The sequence below is a fragment of the Streptomyces sp. Ag109_O5-1 genome (genome assembly GCF_003814875.1).
In the GTDB taxonomy this organism is placed as follows: Bacteria; Actinomycetota; Actinomycetes; order Streptomycetales; family Streptomycetaceae; genus Streptomyces; species Streptomyces sasae.
Window position 1 is genome coordinate 9,569,000 of record NZ_RKQF01000001.1, and the last position, 25,059, is coordinate 9,594,058.

Sequence of the window (25,059 nt, forward strand, 5' to 3'; positions counted from 1 at the left end):
GATTCCCGTTCCGGGTCATGCGTCGCCGTCGTAGCCGCCCCTTGTTGTACCCACCAGTGCCCGCTTTGTCACATCTGCTAACAGATGTCACCCAGCGTTTCGGCATCTTTGACGCGCAGTAACGGTACGCCTGGCAGGCCAAACGCGTACACTACCGCCCTTTCGCGTTGAACGCTAAATCTTCTCGCTGGATCTTGTCGTCAGATCTTCTGCGGCACCGGGTTGCCGGCCTCACTGATCGCCTGTCGCACCGGCACCCGCGCGAGCAGCGCGAACCCGATGACGAAGAAGACCACCAGCGAGATGATCGCCGAGCGGTAGCTTCCGGTCAGCTGGTAAGTGATCCCGAACAGCAACGGTCCCAGCCAGCTCATCCCCCGATCGCTCACCTCGTACGCCGCGAAGTACTCGGCTTCTTTTCCGGGCGGTACGAGATGCGAGAACAGGGAGCGGGACAGCGCCTGGCTGCCGCCGAGGACGAGACCGATGCCGCCCGCGAGGACGAAGAACCACACCGGTGCCCCGGCCGGCAGGAAGTACCCCGCCGCCAGCGTCACCGTCCACGCCACCAGCGACCCGAGAATCGTGCGCTTCGCCCCGTGGGTCCGCGCCAGCCGCCCCATCGTCAGGGCACCGGCCACGGCCAGCACCTGCACCATCAGGACGGCGCCGATGAGTGTCGACTGACCGAGCCCGAGCTCCTGGGAACCGTAGATGGACGCCTGGGAGATGACGGTCTGGATGCCGTCGTTGTAGATGAGGTACGCCAGCAGGAAGGAGAGCGTCAACGGGTGGCGGCGCATGTCCCGGACCGTTGCAGCGAGCTGACGCAGTCCCGGCGCCGTCGCCTCGGCCGTCCGGCCGCCCCGGTCGCGCAGCCACCGCAGCGCTACCAGGGTGAAGGCGCCCCACCACAGTCCCGCCGCGGCCAGACAGATCCGGACCGCTTGCGTCTCGGAGAGGCCGAAGGAGTCGTGCGCGGAGTAGAGGACCAGGTCGGCGATGAGCACCAGGGAGCCGGACGCGTAGCCGAAGGCCCAGCCGCGGGAGGAGATCGTGTCGCGTTCCTCGGGCGGTGCGATCTGGGGGAGGTAGGAGTTGTACAGCATCAGGGCGACGCACTGGGCGGCGTTCGCGACGATCAGCAGCGCCCCGCCGAGCAGGTAGCGGTCACCGTCCAGGAAGAACATGCCCGTCGTCGCCACGGCCCCGGTGTACGCGGCCGCGCCGAGCAGTTGCTTCTTGCGCCCGGTGCGGTCGGCCGCGCTGCCCACCAGGGGCATGAGCACGACCGCCACGATCACCGACAGGGAGACCGAGTAGGCGAAGAAGGAGCCCGCCCGGACCGGGATTCCCAGCGGGTGCACATAGCCGTCGGCGTCGGCCGCGTTGTCGGCGACCGACGTCAGATACGGACCCAGGAACACGGTGAGGACGCTCGTCGAGTAGACGGAGCACGCCCAGTCGTAGAAGTACCAGCCGCGCTGTTCGCGCCGCAGCCCGGTGGCCTCGTCCGAGACCCCCGTCCGCACGGTTTCGGTGCCCACCCGTGCCCTCGCCTTTCCCGCAGCGGTGCCGTGCGCGGGTCTCAGACCCAGACGCCCCGGTCCTGCATGACCTCGCGCAACGTGTCGATGTGATCGGTCATGATGCCATCGACACCCAGGTCCAGGAGCCGGTGCATCCGCTCCGGTTCGTTGATGGTCCACACGTGGACGTGCAGCCCGCGCGCGTGGGCGGCGCGCACGAAGCGCCGGTCGACCACCGGAACGCCGGACTGGGACTCGGGCACCTGCGCGGCGACCGCCGACCGGCGCACCGCAGCCGGCAGCCCCCAGGAGCGCAGCCGCAGCCCGACCACGCCGCGCGTACCGAACGAGGTGGCCAGCCGCGGCCCCGCGATGCGCTGCGCCCGCAGCACCCGTGCCTCCGAGAACGACCCGACGCAGACGCGGTCGTACGCGTCCGTCTTCTCGATCAGGTCGAGGAGCGGCCGCAGCGCCGGCTCCGTCTTGGCGTCCACGTTCCAGCGGACGTCCGGGAACTCCTCGAGCAGTTCCTCGAAGAGGGGGAGCGGCTCGCGGCCCGCCACGCGCGCGTGCCGTACGTCCTCCCACGGCAGGTCGGCGATCCGGCCGGCCCCGTCCGTGACCCGGTCCAGGGTGTCGTCGTGGAAGGCGACGAGCTTCCCGTCCGTCGTGGCGTGCACATCGGTCTCGATGTAGCGGTAGCCGAGCTCGACCGCGCGGCGGAACTGCGCCACGGTGTTCTCCAGGCCGTCGGCGGCCCCGCCCCGGTGGGCGAAGGCGATGGGGCCGGGGTGGTCCAGGTACGGGTGGCGTGTCAGCGTGCTCACGAACGCAGTATGGCCTGCTCCGATGACCCCTTGGCAACGACCGCGCTGCGACCGGATGCCGTCCGCACGGCGAACACCCTCAGGAACAGCTGGGCGAGCGGCCCGATGGCCACGGCGTAGAGCAGGGTGCCCACGCCGATCGTCCCGCCGAGCGCGAAGCCGGTGACGACCACGGCGACCTCGATCGCCGTCCGGATCAGCCGGATCGAACGGCCGGTACGCCGGTGCAGCCCCGTCATCAGACCGTCGCGCGGACCCGGTCCGAGGCTCGCCGCGATGTACAGCCCGGTCGCCACCCCGTTGAGTACGATCCCCGCCGCCATCAGCGGGATCCGCACGGCGAACGCGTGTGCCACGGGGACGACGGCGAGCGTGGCGTTCATCGCCAGGCCGATGACGAAGACGTTGGAGACCGTGCCGAGGCCCGGACGCTGCCGCAGCGGGATCCACAGGAGCAGCACGGCCGCGCCCACGATGATCGCCACCGTGCCGATGCTCAGCCCGGTGTGCCGGGCGAGCCCCTGGTGCAGCACGCCCCACGGCTCCAGACCCAGACCGGCCACGACGAGAAGCGCGGAGCTCACGCCGTACAACGTGAGCCCCACGTAGAGCCGGACCAACCGTCGCCCGAGACGGCCTTGCGTGGACAAGAGATACCCCCTGGTGGTGAATGTGGCCTGACCCGTGTCACTCTGTGGCTTGGGAGAGTGAGCCATCCATGGCCAATTCGGGGAAGGTGGACTGATTCTCGTGACGCAGTGGACTTCGGCGGTGGGTGCCGCACAGCTCGCCCGGCTGCTCAACTCGCAGCAGGAGCGCCCGGCCGGTCCCGGCACCCGGCGTCCGCCCGCCTACCGTGCGCTCGCCGACGGGGTCCGGCTGCTGGTGCTCGAAGGGCGTGTCCCGGTCGCCGCCAGGCTGCCCGCCGAACGCGAGCTGGCGCTCTCCCTGTCCGTCAGCCGTACGACCGTGGCGGCCGCGTACGAGGCGCTGCGCGCGGAGGGGTTCCTGGAGTCCCGACGGGGCGCCGGCAGCTGGACCGCCGTCCCGGCGGGCAACCCGCTGCCCGCCCGAGGCCTCGAACCACTGCCCCCCGAGGCCCTCGGCTCGCTGATCGACCTAGGCACCGCGGCCCTGCCCGCCCCCGAGCCATGGCTGACCCGCGCGGTCCAGGGCGCCCTGGAGGAACTCCCGCCGTACGCCCACACCCACGGCGACTATCCGGCCGGCCTCCCGGTCCTGCGCTCGATGATCGCGGAGCGCTACACCGCGCGCGGGATCCCGACCATGCCCGAGCAGATCATGGTCACGACGGGTGCGATGGGCGCGATCGACGCGATCTGTCACCTCTTCGGCGGACGGGGCGAACGCATCGCCGTCGAGTCGCCTTCGTACGCCAACATCCTGCAGCTGATGCGGGAGGCGGGCGCCCGGCTGGTCCCCGTCGCGATGGCCGAGGGGCTGTCGGGGTGGGACATGGACCGCTGGCGCCAGGTCCTGCGGGAGGCGGCGCCCCGGATCGCGTACGTCGTCGCCGACTTCCACAACCCCACCGGGGCGCTCGCCGACGAGGACCAACGCCGTCGGCTGGTGGACGCGGCCCGCTCGGCGGGGACGGTGCTGGTCGCCGACGAGACGATGACCGAGCTGTGGCTGGACGACGATGTGGAGATGCCGCGCCAGGTCTGCGGTTTCGACCCGGCGGGCTCGACCGTCGTCACGGTCGGCTCGGCCAGCAAGGCCTTCTGGGCGGGCATGCGCATCGGCTGGGTACGGGCGGCTCCCGACGTGATCCGCAGCCTTGTCTCCGCGCGGGCCTATGCCGACCTGGGGACGCCGGTGCTGGAGCAGCTGGCGGTGAACTGGCTGTTCAGCACGGGCGGTTGGGAACAGGCCGTGGAACTGCGCCGGGCGCAGGCGCGGGAGAACCGGGACGATCTGCTGACCGCGATCCGACGGGAGCTGCCGGGCTGGGAGTTCGAGGTGCCGAAGGGCGGCCTGACGCTCTGGGTCCGTACCGGGGGCCTGTCGGGCTCCCGGCTGGCGGAGGCGGGGGAGCGGGTGGGGGTGCGGGTCCCCTCGGGGCCGCGGTTCGGGGTCGACGGGGCCTTCGAGGGCTATGTGCGCCTTCCGTTCACCGTGGGGGGAGCGGTGGCGGAGGAGGCGGCGGTGCGGTTGGCCGCAGCGGCGCGGCTGGTGGAGTCGGGGGTTACGGGAGGGAGCGAGTCGCCGCGGAGTTTTGTGGCGTAGTGGTTCGGCTGCGGGTGGGTGGGGGCTGGTCGCGCAGTTCTTCCCCCAGCGCCCCTGAAGGGGCGCAAGCGCGGGCGAGTGAGACCCACCCCACCTCAGCCCTCGGCGACCGCAGCCTCCACCGGCACCGCTTCCAGCTCCTCACTCCGCGGTGGCAGCAAGGACAGCACTGCTTCGCGGTACACGTCACTCGTCGCATCGTCGTACGGATCCGGAGTGGCCGGTACCTGAAGCCGCAGTACCGGTCCGTGCCCCAGTCGGGCGTAGCCCCGCCCCGCCGGCACCTGGGCCAGCGGTGTCGTATGCGGCGGAGCTCCCAGCGCCGCCGCCAGCTCGTCCGGAAGTGCCGGACCGAGCACGACACGCGCGCGCGTGTGCTGTCGTACCGCCTCGCTCAACGCGTCCGCGCTGTCGAGGTGCTCGGCGACGACCACGGTGACGTTCGCCGCGCGGCCGTGCCGGAGGGGGATCTGGAGGAGGGCCTGCGGGTCCTTGTGACCGTCCGCCGAGGCCAGGTGGAGGAAGGGGCTCGGGCGGTCCAGCAGGATCCAGAGGGGACGCCGGCAGTCGTCCGGCGGCGGGTGGCCCGTCTGGCGCGCGCGGTTGACGGCGATGAGCCGCCGTTCCGTCTCGTGCGCCGCCCACTCCAGGCTGGCCAGCGCCCCGGCGAGGCCGCACTCCACGGCGAGGACCCCGGCCCGGCCGGACAGGCAGGCGTACTCGCCGGTGCCGCCGCCCTCGACGACCAGCACGTCACCGTACTGGAGGGCCTGCAGGGCGATGGAGCGCAGCAGGGTCGAGGTGCCGCTGCCGGGGCGGCCCATGACGAGCAGGTGCGGTTCGGTGGAGCGGGCGCCGGTGCGCCAGACGACCGGCGGCACGTCGCGATGCTCCTCGCCGTACGCGAGGGGGAGCGTGCGCTGGACCTCGGTGGGATCGGTGAAGCCGAGGACCGTCTCGCCCGGCGCGGTGACGAAGCGCTGGGCGGCGATGTCGGTGGGCAGTGGGGCGAGGACGGTCACCGTGAGCAGGTTTCCCTCCTCGTCCCACGCGAAGTGGTACTCCCGGCCCCGCCCGGACTTCGCGGTGAGCAGGTACTCGATCCGCGCGCGGGCCTCGGGCTCGCCGTCCGGGAAGTACGCGGGGTAGCGGATCACCAGCTGGCCGATACGGCCCGCGTCGTCGAACTCGTGGGCGATGAACGCTTTCTCCCACTCCCCGCCGTGTGCGTACAGCGGCGCCGGGTCCTCGGCGGCCGAGAAGTACGGCACCAGGGCCTCGTACAGGGACTGGAGTCGCTGGGTCTGCGACTCGTCGGGGCCCTCCGGCGGGGGTGCGGCGTGGTCGCGGCCGTGCCAGGCGCTCGCCGCCATCAGGGTGATGACGGCGAGCAGTGGTCCGTACGGCACCAGCGCCACGACCAGGACGACCGAGGCCACCATGAAGAGCAGTGGTCCGCGCTTGTCCTTGGGTGTCTCCGCCCATCTGCGCCGCCCGGCCGAGGCCAGCCGGCGCAGCCCGCGGGTCACTGTGATGAGCGGATGGAGGACATCGGTGGCGCTGTCTGCGGCCGTCCGGGCCAGATCCCGGCTGCGGGCGAGCTGTGCGCTGCCGTTGCTCAGAATTCGGGGGAGAGGGCGCAGGGCCACTGCTGTCTCCTGACGGTGCGTACGGGCGGGAGGGGCGTCAGAACTTGATGCCGCCGAGCAGGCTGGCCAGGCTCTCGCCGCCGGCCTTGATGCTCGGGGCGATGGCCGTGCTGGCGAGGTAGAAGCCGAAGAGCGCCGAGGTCGTGGCGTGCGACGCCTTCAGCCCGTCCTTGCGGAAGAAGAGGAAGACGATGATGCCGAGCAGGACCACGCCTGACATGGAGAGGATCATTTGAGATCTCCTGGTGTCGAAGGGGGGGACAGTCACCATGAGTTCTTCCAGGATCACAGCAGGTATCCATACGATAAAAGGTGCAAATGAGTGAATTTCGGCGAATTTCACTCGATTGGCGGATCGTTTCTGATTCATCCTGACCGCCGTGATCTTTACCTCGGGCAGATCCGCTCATGTTCACCCTGAGCCAGTACGCTGGCGATTCACTCGTACGGCCCCGCGGCCCGCCCGTTGCCGTACGCTCCCCCCGTCCGCGGAAGTCACCGCAGTACACAGGAGAGGCGGTCCGGCCGATGAGCGAAGCCCCCGACCCGGAGGTCGTGGAGCTGGCTACCAGGATCTTCGATCTGGCCCGGCAGGGGCGGACCGAGGCGCTCGTGGCGTACCTCGACGCGGGCGTTCCGGCCAACCTCACCAACGACCGCGGCGACTCCCTCGTGATGCTCGCCGCCTACCACGGGCACGCCGAGGCGGTGCGCGAGCTGCTCGCCCGGGGTGCCGCGGCGGACCGGGTCAACGACCGAGGCCAGACCCCGCTCGCCGGTGCGGTCTTCAAGGGTGAGACGGAAGTGATCAAGGTGCTGCTTGAGGCCGGCGCCGACCCGGCGGCGGGTACTCCGTCGGCCGTCGACACCGCGCGGATGTTCGCCAAGACGGAACTTCTGGAACTGTTCGGTACCCACTGACCCAACTGACCCATCTGTTCTGACCAGCTAAAACACACAAAACGGGGGAGGCGGTACAGGGCCGCCGAAATTTCGGTCGCGGCAGGTCGAAGTGCCGAGTCATCATGACGTCGTGATTCACGGACGCGATGGCTGGGCAGGTGTTGCCGCACCGCGCGGGCCGTGATGCGGTCCGCATGGGCCACTGACGAGAGGCAGAGAGAAATGGTCTACAGCAAGCAAGAGACGGCGGGCGCTCCGACGTTGTGTCACGCGGCCAGGTAGTGCGTGTTCTCCGGTTGCGTCGACGCTTGATGTGAGGCTGTTTCCCATGTTCGATCCGGTCATAGCGCCCAGCGGTACGCTGCTCGGCCTGCTTCAGCGGGGCCGCGGCGACGGCACGCTGCACGCGCTCACCGCCCCGCGCGCCGAGGCGCTCGCGGCTCTGAACCACTGTGTGCTGCGCGATCCCCGCCACGACTGGCAGGTGGAGAACCGCTCCCTGTACTACGCCCGGCTCTACCTCGACCTGAACGGCGAGCTGGACGCCATCGAGGCGCACCTCTTCGACACCGAGGACATCCTCGACACCGAGGAGTCCCGCACCGGCCTCGCGCTGGCCGTGCTCGGGCACCTCGCCTCCTACGGCAGGCGGGACGCGCTCGAACTGTTGCGCAGGTACGCCGCCATCGGCGCCAACTGGGCCTGGGCCCTGGACGAACTGGCGCTGCGCGACGACGACGCGGGCCTGCGCTCGCTCGCCGCCCCGGTGCTCGCGCGGTTCGCCACGGACGCCGAGGGCGAGGCCGAGCTGGCCGCCGCCGTGCGGGACGCCTTCGAACCACGGCCCTGGCGGCTGTGGGCCGAGGATCCCCGCGAATCGATCGCCGCGCGCGTGCGTGCCGCGCACGAAACCGGATGCTTCGACCGCTGGCAACGCCAGATGCGACCAACCGGGCCCCGTCCGGGGTGGAGCGTGCAGGCGGTCTTCGAGTGGGCCCAGCAGGGCGTCGAACGGGGCGCGGCCCTCCATGTGCCCGCTGCCCGCTGCCTGGTCGCCGTGGCCGGACCCGAGGACCGGCCGGAGATTCTCCAGGCCGCCAAGGACGGCACCGACGGAGCCCGCTGCACCGCGCTGCGCTACCTCGCCGACACCAACGACCCCGACGCGCTGAACCTCATCGAAACGGCCGCGATCGACGGTACGGCCACCGTCGTGGAGGCCGCCGTCGACGCCTTCGAACGCATGCGCAGCGTCGCCGCCGTCGACCACGCCCGCGGCTGGGCCCGCCGGCCCGACGCCCTCGGCGCCGCCGCCGGACGGATGCTTGCCTGCCGGGGCGGAGCCCAGGACAGCGACCTCGTGCTCGCGGCGCTCCGGGAGGCCGTACGGGGCGAGGGCCCCGACGCGCCGACGCTGTGGACCCTCGTCGACGGCACCGGACGACTCGGAATCGCCTGCGCCGCACCCGTGCTGCGCCACGTCTACCGCGAGACCGCCTCGTCCCATCTCCGCGGCCGCGCCGCCCGCGCCCTGGCCGCCACCGACCCCTCCTTCGCCACCGGATTCGCCGTCGAATGCCTGTGGGACTGCGAGGAGACCACCCGTGAGATCGCCGCCCGGCACGCCGAGACCGGTGACGCCCGGGTCGTCGAACAGCTCCGCCGGCTCGCCGCCGACCCCGCCGAGGAGGCCGAGGTCCAGACGGCCGTACGCAGCCGCATCGGACCGGACACCACCGCCGTGTGACGCATCGCCACGGGGGACCACGGCTTCACCACGGGAACCACGGGGGGTCCCGTACACGTTCCATATCCGGACGACTGCGCGTCGGGTGAACAACCGGTGACCGGCAGGTCAGCCGGGCATGGCCACCGGCTGGCCCGCTCGGGTGTGCAGGTCAACGCTCATGGGACGTTTAACAACCGGAAAGATCCACTTTGACGCGGCCACGTCCAGCGCGGCGACAACACCGGTATGCGTGTCGTCATCGTGACCGAATCCTTTCCCCCCGATGTGAACGGCGTGGCCCACTGCGCGCTCCAGACCGCCCGACACCTCGTCGATCGCGGTCACGCTCCCCTCGTCGTCGCTCCGGCTCCCGCCCCCGGACACAGGCTCGACGCCTCCGCCGCGCCCTGCCCTGTGGTCCACGTCCCCTCCCTCCCGCTCCCGGGCTATCCCCAGGTCCGCGTCGCTCTCCCCAGCCGTAAGCTCGCCGCCGCGCTGATCGAGCACCGCCCCGACGTCGTCCACCTGGCCAGCCCCTTCATCCTCGGCGTCCGCGGCATGGCGGCCGCCGCCCGCCTCGGCATCCCCGCCGTCGCCGTCTACCAGACCGACCTGGCCGGATACGCCCGTACCTACGTGGGCGCCGGCGAGGCGGCTGCCTGGCGGCGGATCCGGTCCGTCCACGGCGCGGCCGACCGCACCCTCGCCCCGTCCACCGCCTCGATCAGCGACCTGGAGGCGCACGGAGTCCCCCGGATCCAGCTGTGGCAGCGCGGCGTGGACACCGTCCGCTTCCGCCCCGAGTTCCGTGACGAGGCGCTGCGCCGCGAGATCGCCCCGAACGGCGAGGTCATCGTCGGCTACGTCGGCCGCCTGGCGCCCGAGAAGCAGGTCGAGCTCCTCGCCGGGGTCTGCGGCCTGGAAGGCGTGAAGGTCGTGATCGTGGGCGACGGGCCCGCTCAGGCCCACCTCACCGAGGCGCTGCCCGGCGCGGTCTTCCTCGGCCGCCGCACCGGCCACGACCTCGCCCGGATCTTCGCCTCGTTCGACGTCTTCGCGCACACCGGCCCCTTCGAGACGTTCTGCCAGACCGTCCAGGAGGCCATGGCCAGCGGCGTCCCGGTCGTCGCCCCCGCCGCCGGCGGCCCGATCGACCTGGTCGACCACGGCCGCACCGGCTTCCTCGTCCCGCCGCGCGACGCCGGCGCCGTCCGCGAGGCCGTCGCGTCCCTGGTGGCCGCCCCCGCGATGCGGGCCGGTTTCGGCGCCGCCGCGCGCGCGACCGTCGAGGGCCGCACCTGGGCCGCGGTCGGCGACCAGCTGATCCAGCACTACGAGGACGTGCTCGCGGCACGCCGGCCGGTGGTGGCGGCATGACCGGCGAACCGCTGCGCATCGTCCGCCTCGCCAACTTCGTGGCACCCTCCTCCGGCGGCTTGCGCACCGCCCTGCGCGAGCTCGGCAAGGGCTTCGTGGCCGCCGGTCACGAATCGGTCCTGATCGTGCCCGGCGAGCGCTACTCGGACCGGATCGAGGAGCAGGGCCGGGTCATCACCCTGCCCGGCCCGATGCTGCCCGGCACCGGCGGCTACCGCGTGCTCGTCGACAAACAGCGGGTCCAGACCCTCCTGGAGCACCTGGCTCCGGACCGCCTGGAGGTGTCCGACCGCACCACCCTGCGCTGGACCGGCCGCTGGGCCCGGCGCGCCCGGATACCCGCCGTGATGGTCTCCCACGAGACCGCCGACGGTGTCCTGCGCACCTGGGGCATGTCCGAGAACATGTCCCGGCGCACCGCCGACGCCCTCAACATCCGTACGGCGCACACGTACGCGCGCGTGGTGTGCACCACCGAGTTCGCCGAGCGCGAGTTCATCCGCATCGGCGCGCGCAACGTCGTACGCGCCCCCCTCGGCGTCGACCTGACGGGCCGCCACCCCTCACTGCGCGACCTTGGCCTCCGGGAACGCTACGCGCGCGAGGACGAGACGCTCCTCGTCATGTGCTCGCGGCTGTCCGTGGAGAAGCGGCCCGGCACCGCCCTCGACGCCCTGGAGGCGATGGTGCGGCGCGGGCGCCGGGTGGTCCTGGTCGTCGCCGGCGACGGGCCGCTGCGGGAGCGTCTGGAGCAGCGGGCGCGGGAGCGCAGGCTGCCGGTGACCTTCCTGGGGCATGTCTCCGACCGGGACAGCCTGGGCGCGCTGCAGGCGTCCGCCGATGTCGCCCTGGCGCCCGGACCCGCCGAGACCTTCGGGCTCGCGGCCCTGGAGGCCATGGCCTGCGGGACGCCCGTGGTCGCCAGCGCCTCCTCCGCGCTGCCCGAGGTGATCGGGTCCGCGGGGGCCACCGCGGCCGACCGCGGGGAGGCGTTCGCCGACGCCGTGGAGATGCTCCTGGAGCGTCCCGCCGCCGAGCGCCGGGAAGCGGCACGCGCGCGTGCGGAGTGCTTCAGCTGGGGAACGGCCGTGGAGGCCTTCCTCGCCGCGCACGACGCGCCGGTGCTGTGCCGTCGTGACGAGAGCGCAGTGACGGAACCGGTCCGTCGTGTCGTTCCGGAGGGCGTGGCATGAGAGCGGTCCGGTTCGTGGCGCTCGGGGACTCGCTGACCGAGGGAGTGGGCGACCCCGCCGGCGACGGGTGGCGCGGCTGGGCCGCGCTGCTGGCCGGCGGACTCGCCGCGAGGGAGGTGGAGTTCACCAACCTCGCGGTCAGCGGGGCGCAGACCCGGGACGTACTGGAACGTCAGACCCCGGCCGCGCTGGAACTTCGTCCCGACATCGTCGCCGTCGTCATAGGCGTCAACGACACCCTGCGCTGCACCTTCGACATCCACGCGGTGGCCGAACGGCTCGACAAGGTCTACGCGGCCTTCACCGCGCCGGGCACCACCCTGCTCACGGCCTGCCTGCCCGATCCCGGCTCCATGCTCGGACTCCCGGGCGCCCTGGCCCGTCCGCTGGCCCGTCGGCAGCGTGCCGTCAACATGGTGGTGCACGCGCTGTCCGAGCGGTACGGGGCGGTCCACCTGCACGCGGCGGAGGGCGCCTGGCTCACCGACCGCGCGATGTGGAGCGCGGACCGGCTGCACCCGTGCGAGCGCGGGCACCGGCAGCTCGCCGTCCGCTTCCACGCCCTCCTCGCCCCGATGGGCAAGGCGACAGGGAGGGCGCCGTCGCCCGAGCCCGAGTTCCCGGCGCCGACGAAGAAGGCGAGCCTGGTGTGGCTGGCCACCGCCGGCACCGCGTGGGTGATCAGGCGCTGCCGTGACCTGCTGCCCCAGCTGCTGCGGCTCGCCCTCGACGAGATGCGGCACCGCCGCAAGGGCACCAGCGCCCGACTGGACCTGAGCGCGTCCGCCGCCGTGTCCGCCGCGCTGGCTGCCCTCCAGCCGCCGGAGCGGCCGGCCGACGCGGCGTGAGGCCGGCCTGCCGGCCGAGGCCGCAACGGCGGTTGAGCGGCGGCTAACGACGGTTCGGCGACGGCGTACCGCTTACGGCGGTTCAGCGACGGCGTATCGCGGTTCAGCGGCGGCGTACGGCCACGAACCGGACCGGGATGCCCGGGACCGTCTGGGCCGCCGCCGGGAGATCGGCGGCGCGGACCACCGCGATCACCGGATAGCCGCCGGTGGTCGGATGGTCGGCCAGGAACACCACCGGACGGCCGTCCGGCGGAACCTGGACGGCACCGAGGACCATGCCCTCACTGGGGAGTTCACCGGGACGGGCCCGCTCCAGGGCGGGCCCTTCCGTGCGCAGCCCGATGCGGTTGCTCGCCGACGACACGCGGTACGCGCGCGAGGTGAACGCCCGTACGGCAGCGGGCGTGAACCAGTCGGCACGCGGCCCGAGCGTCACCCGCAGCACCAGCTCCGCCGGCGGGGACGGCTGCGGAGCGACGTCCACGCGCGCGTGCGGGCCCGCCGGAGTGCCCAGCGGCAGCACCGTACCGTCCGCCAGCGGAGCGGGACCGAGCCCGGAGAGCAGATCCGTGGCCCGGCTGCCCAGTACGGGTTCGACGGCGACACCGCCGGAGACGGCCACATAACTGCGTACACCGGACAGGGCCGTCCCCACCTCCAGCAGCTCCCCGGCGGCGACCACGACGGGTGCGCCCCACGCGGCCGGGCGCCCGCCCACCGCGACCGGACACGGCGCACCCCCGACCGCCACCACCACCGTCGAACGCGGCCGCACGGCACAGCCGTCGAGCGTCGTCTCCAGGACGGCCGCCTCGGGGGAGTTGCCGACCAGCCGGTTGACGAGCGCCGCGGCGGGCGCGTCCAGCGCTCCGGAGCGGGGCACCCCGAGATGCGCGTACCCGGGCCGCCCCCGGTCCTGCACGGTCGTCAGCGCCCCGGCCCGTACGACGACGAGCGCCCGGTCGGTCACAGGCCCCCCACCGGCCCCGCTGGCCCCACCGGCACGAACCGCACCCGCGTACCCGGCGCCAGCAGTGCGGCCGGCACACGCGCGTGGTCCCACAGCACCGCCTCCGTCGTCCCGATCAGCTGCCAGCCGCCCGGCGACGAGCGCGGGTACACGCCGGTGTACGGCCCGGCCAGCGCCACCGCCCCCGCGGGCACGGCCGTGCGCGGAGTGGCGCGGCGCGGCATGTCGTACTGGGCGGGCAGCCCGGTGAGATAGCCGAAGCCGGGCGCGAAGCCGCAGAAGGCGACCGTGAACTCGGTTCCCGAGTGGATACGGGCCACCTCGTGCTCGGACACCCGCCAGTGGGCGGCGACCTCGGACAGGTCCGGGCCGTCGTAGCGCACAGGCAGCTCGATCGCCGCACGCGCGCGTGCGGGACTGGGAGGGATCTCGGCGGCGGACAGTTCGGCGGCCCGGCGGGCCGGGTCGTCAAGGCCGTCGAGCAGGACCGTGCGGGCCGCCGGCACGATCTCGCGGACCGCCAGTGAGCCCTCCGCGCGGCGGCGCAGCAACTCGGCGTGCAGGGCCTGGGCCTCGGCGCCGGAGCCGACCTCGAGGAGCAGGGCGTCGTCACCGACGGGGCGGGTGGTCATGGGCATGGTGCTCCCGGCCGGTATCGTCCCGGTCACGCGAAGGCCGCCACGGTCACGCCCGCCTCCGTGAGCCGCGTGCGCACCCTGCGCGCCAGCTCCACGGCGCCCGGGGTGTCACCGTGCAGACAGAGCGAGCGGGCACGCACGCCGATACGCGCGCCGGAGTGCGCGACGACCGCGCCGGAGCGCGCCAGTTCCACCGAGCGCTCCACCACTGCCTCCGGGTCGCTCACCACCGCGCCCTCGCGCCCACGCGGGACGAGCGTCCCCTCGTCGGTGTAAGCGCGGTCCGCGAACGCCTCGGTGACGGCCGGCAGCCCCGCCTTGCCGGCCAGCTCCAGCAGCCGTGAACCGGGCAGCCCCAGTACCGGGAGCGAGGCGTCCGCGAGGAGCACGCCGTCGACCACCGCGGCGGCCTGCTCCTCGTCGTGCACGACCCGGTTGTAGAGCGCGCCGTGCGGCTTCACGTACGCCACGCGTCCGCCCGCCGCACGTGCGAAGACCTCCAGGGCGCCGATCTGGTAGGCCACCTCGGCCGCCAGCTCGGCGGGCGGCACGTCCATCGCGCGCCGCCCGAACCCCGCCAGGTCCCGGTAGGACACCTGGGCGCCGATCGTCACCCCGCGTTCGGCCGCCAGTTCGCACACCCGCCGCATGGTGGCCGCGTCCCCCGCGTGGAAGCCGCAGGCCACGTTGGCACTGGTGACGACGGACAGCAGTTGTTCGTCGTCGGTGAGCCGCCAGCGGCCGAAGCCCTCGCCCAGGTCGGCGTTCAGGTCGATCGAGGTCATGGATCCGCTGTCTCTCCTGTCAGGCCACGCGGTACTGCTCGTCGCGGGCGTCGCTGATGAACATCTGGCCGGGCGCGTGGGTGATGGCGAACGGCGGCCGCGAGGCCGTCACCACCGCCTGCGGGGTCACCCCGCACGCCCAGAACACCGGGATGTCGTCGGGGTCGGCGTCCACCGGGTCGCCGAAGTCGGGCCGGCCGAGGTCGTCGATGCCGAGTGCCGAGGGATCGCCGCAGTGTACGGGGGAGCCGTGCACCGCCGGGAGCAGACTGCTCTCCCGGATCGCAGCGGACAGATGCGCCGGCGGCACCGGGCGCATCGACACCACCATCGGCCCGCTCAGCCGCCCCGCCGGACGGCACGGGCGGCTGGTGACGTACATCGGCACGTTCCGGCCCTGCTCGACATGGCGGATCGGCACGCCGGCCTCGGCAAGCGCCCACTCGAACGTGAAGCTGCACCCGAGCAGGAACGACACCAGATCGTCCCGCCAGTACGCGCGCACGTCCGTCGGCTCGTCCACCAGCTCCCCGTTCCGCCACACCCGGTAGCGCGGCAGGTCGGTGCGCAGGTCCGCGCCCTCCGCGAGGACGGTGCCCGTGGCGCCCGCGTCGGTGACGTCGAGCACCGGACACGGCTTGGGGTTGCGCTGGCAGAACAGCAGCATGTCGTACGCCCAGTCGGCGGGCACCGAGATCAGGTTGGCCTGGGTGTGTCCGGCCGCGACCCCGGCCGTGGGGCCCGCGAGGCCCGCCCGGAACCGGGCCCGCGCGGTTTCCGGGCTCCACGCGTGCGCGTGCTCGTCGACGAGGACGACGGGACGGTCCGCCACGGCGACCGGCACCGGGTGCTCTTCCGTACGGGTCATACCAGTTCCTTCCCACGCGTCTCCGGCAGCCCGAGCAGAGCCAGGGCGGCGATTCCGTATCCGGCCGCGCCGAAGACCAGCGCGCCGCCCACGCCCCAGCTGTCGGCCAGGAAGCCCACCAGGGTCGGGAAGACCGCGCCCACCGCGCGGCCCGCGTTGTACGTGAAGCCCTGCCCGGTGCCGCGGACCGCCGTCGGGTACAGCTCGCTCAGATACGAACCGAAGCCGCTGAAGATCGCCGACATGCAGAAGCCGAGCGGGAAACCGAGCACCAGGAGCACCGTGTTGGCGTTGTCCGGGATGTTCGCGTAGGCCAGCACACAGACCGCCGACAGCAGCGCGAACAGCCAGATGTTGCGGCGCCGGCCCAGCCGGTCGGTGAGGTAGCCGCCGGTGAGATAGCCGAGGAAGGCTCCCGAGATCAGGAAGGTCAGATAGCCGCCGGTGCCGACGACCGACAGACCGCGCTCGGTCTTCAGATACGTCGGGATCCAGGTCGCCAGGGTGTAGTAGCCGCCCTGGACGCCCGTGGACAGCAGGCCCGCGAAGACCGTGGTCCGCAGCAGACCGGGCGCGCCGGCCGTGCCGGGCCGGAAGATCGCGGCGAACGAGCCGCGCTGCGGGCTCTGTTCCCGTACCGCGACCGCCTGCGGGGCGTCGTGCACCCGGCGGCGCAGCCACACCACGAGCAGCGCGGGCAGCGCGCCGGTCCAGAACATCACCCGCCAGGCCATGTCGTCGCCGACGAACGAGAAGACCAGCGTGTAGACGATCGCGGCGAGGGCCCAGCCGACGGCCCAGGAGCTCTGGACCGCACCCAGCGTGCGGCCGCGGTGCCGGGCGCTCGCGTACTCGGCGACCAGGATCGCGCCGACCGCCCATTCGCCGCCGAAGCCGAGGCCCTGGAGGGCACGGAACACCAGCAGCGTCTCGTAGTCGGGCGCGAAGCCGCAGGCCACCGTGAACACCGCGTAGGTGATCACCGTGATCATCAGGGCGCGCACCCGGCCGACCCGGTCGGCGACCACGCCCGCCGCGGCGCCGCCGACCGCGGAGACCACCAGGGTGACGGTGGTGAACAGGCCGGTCTGAGCGCTGTCCAGACCGAAGTACGCCGCGAGCGCGACCATGCTCAGCGGCAGTGTGAAGTAGTCGTACGAATCCAGGGCATATCCGCCGAAAGCTCCGGCGAACGCGCGCCGACCGCGCGGACCGAGGGCGCGCAGCCAGCCGAACGCGCCGTCCTCGGCGGTGCGTTCACCCCTGCCCGGGTGTGTGTCGGAGGTCAGGGACTGCGGTGGAGGGGTCGTGCTCATGGGCACCTCGCAGATGAGGGACGGAGGGTGCGTGGACTGAGCAGTGCGGGTCCACTCCTTGGGGAGCGTGCTGAGCACCGTAGAGGATCGTTCAACGATCCTTCAATACCGGTGTTGTTTCGTTCTGGTGTCTGCGGTTGAATTCCGGGCATGGCAGAGCAGCTGACGGGACTGGCCGACGACCGCTCCCTCCTCGGGCGCACCAGCACCGCGGAACGGGTCTCCGACATCCTCAGGAGCCGTATCGCCGACGGCTATTTCCCGCCGGGAACCCGTCTGTCGGAGGACGGCATCGGCGGTGCGCTCGGGGTCTCCCGCAACACCCTGCGCGAGGCGTTCCGGCTGCTCACCCACGAACGCCTGCTGGTCCACGAACTCAACCGGGGCGTCTTCGTCCGGGTCCTGACCGTCGAGGACGTCGAGGACATCTACCGCACCCGCGCCCTCGTCGAGTGCGCCGTCGTACGCGGCCTCGGCGAGCCGCCGTACACCCTGGGCGCCCTGTCGGCGGCGGTCGCCGAAGGGCAGCGGGCCGCCGCCGCGAATGACTGGAAAGCGGTGGGTACGGCCAATATCCACTTCCATCGGGAACTGGTCGCCCTGGCCGGCAGTGAACGCACCGACGAACTGATGCGCAGCGTCTTCGCCGAACTCCGCCTCGCGTTCCACGTGGTGGACGACCCGCACGCCCTGCACGAGCCGTACCTGGCCCGCAACCGGGAGATCCTCCAGGCCCTGGAGGCGGGCGACAGGCGCGGGGCGGAGAGTCTGCTTGAGACGTACCTCACGGACTCCCTGGAACGAGTGGTGGAGGTCTACCGCCGCCGGGTCGACAGCAACCCGTGATTTCAGTGCCCCGTAAGCTGAGCGCCCCGTAAGGGGCGCGGGGAACTGCGCGATCAACCCCCACCGAGCCGCACTTCGAGAACGGGGCTGCAGTGCCCGGCGCCGCCGGCGGAGCCACCCGCGTCGTTTGGGCCGTTGTCAGACCAAGGACCTAGTCTGTGCACCGTGACTTCGCCTGCACCGACGGACAGCGTTCCGCCCCAGCTCAGCGCGGGGCCGCGCCCGGCACCGGGCCCGGCCGCCGACGAGGGGCTGGCGCGGCGGCTGCGCGCGCTCGCCTGCACGGCTCCGCTGCACGACCTCGACGCGCGCAAGGCGAACCTGGCCGGCGAGTACTCGGTCTACGGCATGGCCGAGGTCGCCCTCGCCGCCATCGACCTCGTCACACTGAACATGGACTTCGACACCGGCGCCGACCACGAACAGATCGTCGCCCGGCTGATCCCGCGGATCTCCGCGCAGACCCCGCAGCGCCCCGTCGCCGAGCATGAGCGCGTGGCCCGCTGGGTCCTGGAGAACCTGATCAACGTCGGCAGCGTGGACCGCGGCTTCCGCGCCGTGTACGGCACCTTCGCGTCCGACGGGTCGTACGTCCGCCGCGACTACGACTTCAAGCTCATCGAGGAGGTGCCGGGCCCCGGCGGCACGGTGTACCTCCGGACCACCGACGAAGCCGTCAACGTCCTGGTCGGCGCCCTCGACACGGACGTCACCAGCGCCCAGATCGCCGCCGAGGTCAAGCTGGAGGTGCTGATCAACCGCGGTCGGCTCGCCGACGCCCAGCTCGCTGCGGAGCAGGCCCGCTACCGGACCGTGCAGTACTCGGAGACCCTGCGCCGAGCCCTGGACGCCACCCGGCGCAACGTCCGCGCGGTGGACTGGCTGAACGCCGTCCCCGACATGATCGCCGAGGCCCTGGACCACGTCGCCGACCGGTACCGGCACGAGAACGCGATCCTCACCAACATCCGCAAGGCCCGCGACGAGACCGAGGACCCCGAGAACAAGCGGCGCGCCGCCGAGCTCGTCGACATCGTCAAGGACTGCATCCGACGCCATACGCAGTTGCAGTCGCGACTGCTGGAGGCCGGACCGCTGTTCCGCGCGGAGCAGGACCGGCAGGCGTTCGCGACGCCGATGACGACGTCCGGGATAGACCTGTACGGGCATCTCGTCGCGCCGGTGCTGCCGTTGCCGCTGGAGCAGGCGAGCCGGGTCACGGGGGCGTTCTTCGCACGCGGGACCGGGCTGCGGACGCCGGTGTCGGTGCGGGTCGGCGACCTCGTCGACATACTGCTGACTCCGCCCGTGGAGCGGGAGCACCTGGGTGCGGAGATGCCGGAGCCGGACCTCATCGCCACGCCGGACGACAGCCGGTTCAGCGAGGAGCAGCTGGCTGCGGCGATGGAGCTGCTGGATCTGCCGGCGGACGCGCCCCGTCGTCTGTCGGGGTTGCTGGCGGAGGCGCGGCGTGTCGGGGGCGACGAGGGTGAGGATCTGGCCTACCTCGTCGCCTTGCTGGCGGTGCACGCCGCCAGCCCGGCCGTCGGCACGGCCTATCGGCAAGGTGAGCAGAAGCTGCTGTTCGCCGTCGACGACGGTACCGAGTTGGACGATCCCGGATTCGGTGGTGCCGATCTGATCGTGGGGACTGCCTTGTTGGACGCGGTGGGGATGGCGGCGGATCGGACCGAGGCCGCGTGATGCCGTGTGCCGGGTGCGAGTCCGTTGTGGCTGGTCGCGCAGTTCCCCGCGCCCCTGACGGGGCGCTTGCGTCGACCCCTGTTTTCAAGTCGAGGGAGTTGTCGTTGTGAGCGAGTACGTCGAGGCCGAGGTGTCTGCCGGGACGGCGCCCGCTGCCGTCACGCCGGCCGACGCCGCCGATGCCGCGCGGCTCGTCGCCTTCGGGCTGCAGCCCAAGCTGCAGCCCGCGCGTGATCAGGAGTACACGGAGCTGCTGCGGCGGTACCGGGAGGACCCCGCGTTCGCGCGGCTCGCGGATGCCGTGGCCGCCGGGCTCGGGCTTGTGGTCCTGGAGGTGTCGCCCCGCGCGGGGATGGCCGTGACCGCCGCCGAGGACTCGGTGTTCGCCGTTCGCATGGGCGACTACGCGCGTCGTACGTCAGCGGACGGCAGCGACCGGTTCCTGCACGGGCTCGCCCATCTCGCCGTCGCCGCGCTGGCGTTCCCGCGCCCCGAGGACCTGGCCGACGACGGCTACATCGGCCGGATCACGGTCAACGGCGTCGACGCCTTCGTACGGCAGGCCTGCCGCCGTCTGGAGGAGCGGGCGGAGGAGCTGGGGGAGAACACCGACCCGGCCACCGACACACCCGACCTGGAGGCCGCCTGGCGGATCTGGGCCAGACGCAGCGCGACCGGGGCGACCAAGGACGCCCGCCGACTGGCCGGTTCCACCACCGGCATCATCGGCAAGGCGGTCGCCTTCCTCACCGACTCAGGGTTCCTCCAGCGCACCGGTGACGACCAGGGCGGCACCTACCGCACGACGGCCCGCTACCAGCTCCAGGTGCGGGACATGGCCGGCAGCGCCGCCATGGCCGAGCTGCTGGAACTCGGCGTCGTCCCGATCACCGACGGCACGGCCAGCCTGATGCCTGCCGACGACACCGAGGACCTGGACCTGGTCGCCGACGCCGGGCTTCCGTTCCACTCCTGAGCTGTCAGAACCCCTATCCCAAGCCTTACGAGAGTCCGCCATGTACGAGCTGTCCCGGGTCCGCCTCTACTCCATCGGGCCGGCCGGTGCGCGCTATGCCGACACCGTGCTGGACCTGCGGGGTGTCGGCGAGCCCGTGCCCGACCCGGCCCCCGCCCAGGCGGAGTTCTTCGAGGAGGAGCCGGTCGGCCCGCCGCGCCGGCCCGCGCCCGCCGGCGTGCTCTTCCTGGAGAACGGCGGCGGCAAGTCGGTGCTGCTCAAGCTGATCTTCTCGGTGATGCTGCCGGGGCACCGGAACACCCTCGGCGGCGCGAGCTCGGGTGTGCTGCGCAAGTTCCTGCTCGCCGACGACTGCGGACATGTCGCCCTGGAGTGGCAGCACACGCTCACCGGTGAGTGCGTGGTCGTCGGCAAGGTGAGCGAGTGGCGGGGGCGGCAGGTGTCCAACGACCCGCGGAAGTTCGCGGAGGCTTGGTACTCGTTCCGGCCCGGCCCCGGTCTCTCCCTGGACAGCCTGCCGGTCGCCGAGTCCACCGCCGTACGGCCGCCCGTGGAGGGCGCATCCGGGGCGCAGGGGCGACGGCGGACCATGAAGGGCTTCCGGGACGCCATCACCGAGGCGGGCAAGTTCTATCCGCACCTGGAAGTGCACTGGGAGGAGATCCACGACCGCTGGATCGAGCACCTCGGCGAACTGGGCCTGGACCCCGAACTCTTCCGCTACCAGCGAGAGATGAACGCCGACGAGGGCGAGGCCGCCGGCCTCTTCGCGGTCAAGAAGGACTCCGACTTCACCGACCTGCTGCTGCGTGCCGTCACCGACACCCGGGACACCGACGGGCTGGCCGACCTGGTCGGCGGCTTCGGCAACAAGCTGGGGCGGCGCGCCGAGCTGATCGCCGAGCGGGACTTCACCGCCGGGTCGGTGGATCTGCTCGGGAGGATCGTCGAGGCCGCCGAGACGCGGTCACGCGCGCGGGACATCCACGCGGGCGCCGAGCGCCGTACCCGCACGCTGGCGCGCCGGCTGTCCGCGCGGGGCGTGCAGGAGCGGGTGCGTGCCGCGGACCTCGCCCAGCGGGTCACGGCCGCCGCCTACGCCGTCACGCACTCCGAGGGCGCCCGCGAGCGCAGTGCGCTGATCGCCGCCGAACTCGCCTACCGGCACGCCTCGCTGGCGCTGGCCGTCGGTGAGAAGTCCGCCGCCGCGCAGAAACGCGAGCTGGCCGATGCCCGCACCCTGCACTCCGCCTGGCAGGCCGCCGAGGCCGTGCTGCGGCACCGGGCCGCCGCCGACCGCGTCGCGCGCGTGGCCGCCGCCATCCAGGTAGCCGAACGGGACGCGGCTCCGGCCCTCGCCGCCCGCGCCAAGGCCGCCGTGGATCTCGTACGGGCCCTGCACTCGGCCGCCGAGAGCGCAGAACTCCTCGCCAACGAGGAGGAGGAGCGGTCCGCCGCCCTCCAGGAGGTCAGCGACTCCGCGTACCGGGACTCCACCTCCGCCGCCACCGAGGCACAGCGTGCCCGCAGCGAGGTCGGCCATCTGCGCCAGCGCCTCAGCGAGGTCGAGCAGGAGACCGCCGAGGCCGTCCGCGCGGGCTGGCTCGACGACAGCGCCCCGGACGCCGACCCGGCCAGGGCCGCCCTCGCGGCCAGTGACGCCGAGAAGGCGGCCGTGGCCGCCTGGGACACCGCCCGCGAGGCCTCCCGCAAGACGGCCGAGCATGCGCGCGAGGCGGCCTCCGCCGAGTCCCGCGCCGAGCTCACGGCCGCCCGGGCGGCGGACGCGGCGACCGCGGCCGAACGGACGTACGACGCCGAGAAGCGCCTCGCCGAGGCCCTGGCCGCCGAGGAGCGGCTCGCCGGGCTGCTGGGTCTCACCGGATCGCGTAAGGCGATCCCTCAGCCCCGGCAGGCGGCGGACGGCGAGGGAGCCCTCAGCGCCGAGGAACTCGACCGGTTCGCCGACGAGTTGCACGAGCTGCTCGACGACGCCGTCGGCTCCGCCGAGCGGCACCTGTTCGAGCTGCGCACCGCGGCCGCCGACGACTCCCGGATCCTCGGCGCCCTGGGCGACGGCGGGCTGCTGCCGCCCGGCCCCGACGTCCTGGCCACCGTCGAGTTCCTCGGCGAGCACGGCATCCCCGCCCTGCCCGGCTGGCGCTATCTCGCCCAGGCCGTCGACCCGGTGGACCACGCGCGCGTGCTCGCCGCCCGCCCCGAGCTCGTCGACGGCGTCATCATCACCGACCCGGACACGCATGCGCGTGCCCGCGAGACGCTCAGCGAGGCGGCCCTGCTGCCGCGCTCCGCCGTCGCCGTCGGCACGGCCGCCGCCCTGCTCGCGCCGACCCCGGCCGACGACGCCACCCCGGGCGACGTGTTCCTCGTACCGCCGAACCCGGCCATGCACGACGAGCACGCCGCCGACGAGGAACGGCAGGCATTGCGCGCGCGGGCCACCGAGCGGGACGAGGAGATCCGCACCCTCGCCGCGCGGCTCGGCAAGGACCGCGAGCTGGCCGCGCGGCTCGCCTCCTGGCGGACCGGCTGCCCGGCCGGCCGGCTCCTGGAGCTGGCCCAGGCCGCCGGGGACGCGCGCGTGTTCGCCGAGGAGTCCGAGGCCGAGCTGGCCGAGGCGCGGACCGTGCGGGCCGAGGCCGAGGAGGCCGCCGCCGAGGCCGCACAGGCCCGCGACGAGCGGCAGGAGGCCGCACAGAAGGCCCGGCGCGCCGCCGACGCCCTCGCCGGCCTCGCGTTCCGGCTCCGCGAACGCGCCGGCTGGCAGGTCAAGCTGCGCGAACTCGCCGACGAGGCCACCGAGTCGGAGGCCCGCGCCCAGTCCTGCCTGGAGCGCGCCCGCGCGGCCGACGAGGACCGGCGCGGCGCCCAGCGCGCAGCCGACGACGCCCGCCGCACCGCCCGCGCACTGCGCGCCGAGCGCTCCGAGATCGCCGGCGCCCCCGACGACGTGCCCGAGGCGGACCCGGACACCCCCAAGTCCTCGCTGCCCGCCCTACGCGAGGCCTACCGGGCCGCTTCCCAGGTGTACGAGAAGGTCGGAGTCGGCGCCGACCTGCGCGCGGAGCAGGCGCGTTCGGAGAGCGACGAGAGCGCCGCGCTCACGGAGCTGAACCGGCTGACCAACAAGGTCCGCACCCGCGCGGAGCAGCTGCTCCAGTCGCCCGACGGCTCCGACGGGCCCTCCCGGCAGGCCGCCGCCGCCCGCGCGGAGGAGCTGGTCCAGCTCCTGGAGACCCGCATGTCCACCGCGAGCGAACAGCTGGGGCGACTGCGCGGCGAGGCCGAACGACACGCCCCCGAGGACGGCGAGGCGCACACCGAGCTGCCCGAGGAACTCCAGCCGCGCGACGCCGAACACGCGCAGGCGCTGCTGCGCACCGCGACCGCCGAACTCGCCTCCCGCACCGAGGCCCTGACCCAGGCCCGCGAGGCGCACGCCGAACTGCTGGACGCGCACCGCGCGGCCGAGGACGCGGCGAGCGGCTTCGACGAGATCGCCGCCATGCTCCGCGACCTGCTGCGCGAGCACACCTCCGAGGAGGACCAGGAGGAGCCCGAGCCGTACCCCGGCAGCCCGGAGGAGGCCCGGCAGTCCGCCGCCGAGGCCCGCCGGTCGCTGCGCGGCTGCGCCGGAGATCTCTCCGCCGCGGAGTCCGCCGTACGCGAGGCGAGCGATGTCCTGGTACGGCACGCCAACTCCACGCGCTACGAGGCGGTACGGACCCCCGCGCGGCAGCAGATCCGTGAACTGCCCGCTGCCGCGCTGCCCGAGCACGCCCAGAAGTGGGCCGACGCCTTCGCCCCCCGACTGCGGGTGCTCACCGACGAGTTGGCGCAGCTGGAGCGGAACCGGGACTCGATCGTGGACCGGCTGCGGGGACTCGTCGAGTCCGCGCTCGCGACCCTGCGGTCCGCCCAGCGGCTGTCCCGGCTGCCCGAGGGGCTCGGTGAGTGGTCCGGGCAGGAGTTCCTGCGCATCCGCTTCGAGGAGCCGGACCAGGCCACGCTCACCGAGCGCCTGGGGGAGGTCGTCGACGAAGCGACCAGGGCGGCCGTGAAGAAGAACTCCGATCTGCGACGGGACGGAATGTCCTTGCTGCTGAGGGGGGTTGCGGCAGCCCTGCAGCCGAAGGGGATCGCCGTCGAGATCCTCAAGCCGGACGCGGTGCTGCGCGCGGAGCGGGTGCCGGTGGGGCAGATGGGGGACGTGTTCTCCGGCGGACAGCTGCTCACGGCGGCCATCGCCCTGTACTGCACGATGGCCGCGCTGCGGTCCAACGACCGGGGGCGGGACAAGCACCGTCACGCGGGCACGCTGTTCCTCGACAACCCCATCGGACGTGCCAACGCGACGTATCTGCTGGAGCTTCAGCGGGCCGTGTCGGATGCCCTGGGCGTGCAGCTGCTGTACACGACCGGCTTGTTCGACACGACCGCGCTGGCGGAGTTCCCGCTGGTCATTCGGTTGCGGAACGACGCGGACCTGCGGGCCGGGCTGAAGTACATCAGCGTGGAAGAACACCTCCGGCCCGGTCTGCCGCAGCAGCCGCAGGCGGGGGAGGCCGTGCACAGCGAGATCACGGCGACACGGATGTTCAAGAAGCCGTCGGCCTAGAGATCCCCG

General features: G+C 72.8%; 21 protein-coding genes. 10 read left to right on the top strand and 11 right to left on the bottom strand.

Translation table 11 applies throughout. The features are described from left to right. Positions 1-200: 200 nt before the first annotated feature. The 3 genes from EDD90_RS43645 to EDD90_RS43655 are packed head-to-tail and all read right to left on the bottom strand — an operon-like array spanning position 201 to position 3,006. Complete coding sequence (locus tag EDD90_RS43645) at positions 201-1,547, bottom strand: MFS transporter (RefSeq protein WP_123978598.1); 1,347 nt, start codon at positions 1,545-1,547, stop codon at positions 201-203. A 41-nt stretch (positions 1,548-1,588) separates the two neighbouring features. Then, a complete protein-coding gene (locus EDD90_RS43650; RefSeq protein ID WP_123978599.1) occupies positions 1,589-2,356 on the bottom strand; it encodes a glycerophosphodiester phosphodiesterase in 768 nt (255 codons plus the stop codon). Then, complete coding sequence (locus EDD90_RS43655) at positions 2,353-3,006, bottom strand: YitT family protein (protein ID WP_123978600.1); 654 nt, start codon at positions 3,004-3,006, stop codon at positions 2,353-2,355. The genes EDD90_RS43650 and EDD90_RS43655 overlap by 4 nt, the downstream gene beginning before the upstream one ends. Positions 3,007-3,106: 100 nt before the next feature. Between EDD90_RS43655 and EDD90_RS43660 the strand changes: the two genes are divergently transcribed. Then, positions 3,107-4,606, top strand: a complete 1,500-nt coding sequence (locus EDD90_RS43660; RefSeq protein WP_123978601.1) for a PLP-dependent aminotransferase family protein — start codon at positions 3,107-3,109, stop codon at positions 4,604-4,606. A gap of 95 nt (positions 4,607-4,701) precedes the next feature. Here EDD90_RS43660 and EDD90_RS43665 read toward each other — a convergent pair whose 3' ends face one another. Together EDD90_RS43665 and EDD90_RS43670 are read right to left on the bottom strand one after the other, a co-directional pair. Next, complete coding sequence (locus EDD90_RS43665; RefSeq protein ID WP_123978602.1) at positions 4,702-6,255, bottom strand: ABC transporter ATP-binding protein; 1,554 nt, start codon at positions 6,253-6,255, stop codon at positions 4,702-4,704. Between the two features lie 37 nt (positions 6,256-6,292). Continuing rightward, positions 6,293-6,487, bottom strand: a complete 195-nt coding sequence (locus EDD90_RS43670) for a hypothetical protein (RefSeq protein WP_123978603.1) — start codon at positions 6,485-6,487, stop codon at positions 6,293-6,295. A 296-nt stretch (positions 6,488-6,783) separates the two neighbouring features. On the opposite strand from EDD90_RS43670, the gene EDD90_RS43675 reads away from it, so the two are divergent. Both EDD90_RS43675 and EDD90_RS43685 read left to right on the top strand, forming a co-directional pair. Then, complete coding sequence (locus EDD90_RS43675; protein WP_123978604.1) at positions 6,784-7,176, top strand: ankyrin repeat domain-containing protein; 393 nt, start codon at positions 6,784-6,786, stop codon at positions 7,174-7,176. 310 nt (positions 7,177-7,486) lie between these two features. Further along, complete coding sequence (locus tag EDD90_RS43685; RefSeq protein ID WP_123978605.1) at positions 7,487-8,905, top strand: HEAT repeat domain-containing protein; 1,419 nt, start codon at positions 7,487-7,489, stop codon at positions 8,903-8,905. Positions 8,906-9,013: 108 nt separating this feature from the next. Here the strand turns inward: EDD90_RS43685 and EDD90_RS55940 are convergent, their stop codons facing one another. Further along, the gene (locus EDD90_RS55940) at positions 9,014-9,232 is read right to left on the bottom strand and encodes a hypothetical protein (RefSeq protein ID WP_185149711.1); all 219 of its coding nucleotides are present in this window, start codon (positions 9,230-9,232) and stop codon (positions 9,014-9,016) included. On the opposite strand from EDD90_RS55940, the gene EDD90_RS43690 reads away from it, so the two are divergent. The 3 genes from EDD90_RS43690 to EDD90_RS43700 are packed head-to-tail and all read left to right on the top strand — an operon-like array spanning position 9,134 to position 12,305. Further along, entirely contained in the window at positions 9,134-10,264 is a 1,131-nt protein-coding gene (locus EDD90_RS43690) for a glycosyltransferase family 1 protein (RefSeq protein ID WP_123978606.1), read from the top strand. The genes EDD90_RS55940 and EDD90_RS43690 overlap by 99 nt on opposite strands. After that, positions 10,261-11,457 carry a glycosyltransferase gene (locus EDD90_RS43695; protein ID WP_123978607.1) on the top strand — a complete coding sequence of 399 codons (1,197 nt, stop codon included), beginning with the start codon at positions 10,261-10,263 and terminating at the stop codon, positions 11,455-11,457. The genes EDD90_RS43690 and EDD90_RS43695 overlap by 4 nt, the downstream gene beginning before the upstream one ends. Then, positions 11,454-12,305, top strand: a complete 852-nt coding sequence (locus EDD90_RS43700) for an SGNH/GDSL hydrolase family protein (RefSeq protein ID WP_123978608.1) — start codon at positions 11,454-11,456, stop codon at positions 12,303-12,305. The genes EDD90_RS43695 and EDD90_RS43700 overlap by 4 nt, the downstream gene beginning before the upstream one ends. 103 nt (positions 12,306-12,408) lie before the next feature. On the opposite strand, the gene EDD90_RS43705 is transcribed toward EDD90_RS43700, so the two are convergent. The 5 genes from EDD90_RS43705 to EDD90_RS43725 are packed head-to-tail and all read right to left on the bottom strand — an operon-like array spanning position 12,409 to position 16,885. Next, entirely contained in the window at positions 12,409-13,278 is an 870-nt protein-coding gene (locus EDD90_RS43705) for a biotin-dependent carboxyltransferase family protein (RefSeq protein ID WP_123978609.1), read from the bottom strand. After that, positions 13,275-13,910, bottom strand: a complete 636-nt coding sequence (gene pxpB, locus EDD90_RS43710) for a 5-oxoprolinase subunit PxpB (protein ID WP_123978610.1) — start codon at positions 13,908-13,910, stop codon at positions 13,275-13,277. The genes EDD90_RS43705 and pxpB overlap by 4 nt, the downstream gene beginning before the upstream one ends. A 32-nt stretch (positions 13,911-13,942) precedes the next feature. Then, the gene (locus EDD90_RS43715) at positions 13,943-14,701 is read right to left on the bottom strand and encodes a LamB/YcsF family protein (protein ID WP_123978611.1); all 759 of its coding nucleotides are present in this window, start codon (positions 14,699-14,701) and stop codon (positions 13,943-13,945) included. A 19-nt stretch (positions 14,702-14,720) separates the two neighbouring features. After that, a complete protein-coding gene (locus EDD90_RS43720; RefSeq protein WP_123978612.1) occupies positions 14,721-15,569 on the bottom strand; it encodes a putative hydro-lyase in 849 nt (282 codons plus the stop codon). Beyond that, positions 15,566-16,885: an MFS transporter gene (locus EDD90_RS43725; RefSeq protein WP_123978613.1), complete on the bottom strand. Its 1,320-nt coding sequence runs from the start codon at positions 16,883-16,885 to the stop codon at positions 15,566-15,568. The genes EDD90_RS43720 and EDD90_RS43725 overlap by 4 nt, the downstream gene beginning before the upstream one ends. A gap of 150 nt (positions 16,886-17,035) precedes the next feature. On the opposite strand from EDD90_RS43725, the gene EDD90_RS43730 reads away from it, so the two are divergent. The 4 genes from EDD90_RS43730 to EDD90_RS43745 all read left to right on the top strand — a co-directional run bounded on the left by EDD90_RS43730 (position 17,036) and on the right by EDD90_RS43745 (position 25,050). After that, positions 17,036-17,731: a GntR family transcriptional regulator gene (locus EDD90_RS43730; protein WP_123978614.1), complete on the top strand. Its 696-nt coding sequence runs from the start codon at positions 17,036-17,038 to the stop codon at positions 17,729-17,731. 165 nt (positions 17,732-17,896) lie between these two features. Further along, a complete protein-coding gene (locus tag EDD90_RS43735; RefSeq protein WP_123978615.1) occupies positions 17,897-19,435 on the top strand; it encodes a hypothetical protein in 1,539 nt (512 codons plus the stop codon). A 106-nt stretch (positions 19,436-19,541) separates the two neighbouring features. Further along, entirely contained in the window at positions 19,542-20,411 is an 870-nt protein-coding gene (locus EDD90_RS43740; RefSeq protein WP_123978616.1) for a hypothetical protein, read from the top strand. A 40-nt stretch (positions 20,412-20,451) separates the two neighbouring features. Continuing rightward, entirely contained in the window at positions 20,452-25,050 is a 4,599-nt protein-coding gene (locus tag EDD90_RS43745; protein ID WP_123978617.1) for a hypothetical protein, read from the top strand. The last annotated feature ends 9 nt before the right edge of the window (positions 25,051-25,059 follow it).

Excerpts from the sequence above, each read along its gene's own strand:
- EDD90_RS43670 (WP_123978603.1), bottom strand. The coding sequence starts at position 6,487 with ATGATCCTCTCCATGTCAGGCGTGGTCCTGCTCGGCATCATCGTCTTC.
- EDD90_RS43730 (WP_123978614.1), top strand. The coding sequence starts at position 17,036 with ATGGCAGAGCAGCTGACGGGACTGGCCGACGACCGCTCCCTCCTCGGG.
- EDD90_RS43690 (WP_123978606.1), top strand. The coding sequence starts at position 9,134 with ATGCGTGTCGTCATCGTGACCGAATCCTTTCCCCCCGATGTGAACGGC.
- EDD90_RS43725 (WP_123978613.1), bottom strand. The coding sequence starts at position 16,885 with ATGAGCACGACCCCTCCACCGCAGTCCCTGACCTCCGACACACACCCG.
- EDD90_RS43675 (WP_123978604.1), top strand. The coding sequence starts at position 6,784 with ATGAGCGAAGCCCCCGACCCGGAGGTCGTGGAGCTGGCTACCAGGATC.
- EDD90_RS43715 (WP_123978611.1), bottom strand. The coding sequence starts at position 14,701 with ATGACCTCGATCGACCTGAACGCCGACCTGGGCGAGGGCTTCGGCCGC.
- EDD90_RS43685 (WP_123978605.1), top strand. The coding sequence starts at position 7,487 with ATGTTCGATCCGGTCATAGCGCCCAGCGGTACGCTGCTCGGCCTGCTT.
- EDD90_RS43720 (WP_123978612.1), bottom strand. The coding sequence starts at position 15,569 with ATGACCCGTACGGAAGAGCACCCGGTGCCGGTCGCCGTGGCGGACCGT.
- pxpB (WP_123978610.1), bottom strand. The coding sequence starts at position 13,910 with ATGACCACCCGCCCCGTCGGTGACGACGCCCTGCTCCTCGAGGTCGGC.
- EDD90_RS43745 (WP_123978617.1), top strand. The coding sequence starts at position 20,452 with ATGTACGAGCTGTCCCGGGTCCGCCTCTACTCCATCGGGCCGGCCGGT.
- EDD90_RS43695 (WP_123978607.1), top strand. The coding sequence starts at position 10,261 with ATGACCGGCGAACCGCTGCGCATCGTCCGCCTCGCCAACTTCGTGGCA.
- EDD90_RS43700 (WP_123978608.1), top strand. The coding sequence starts at position 11,454 with ATGAGAGCGGTCCGGTTCGTGGCGCTCGGGGACTCGCTGACCGAGGGA.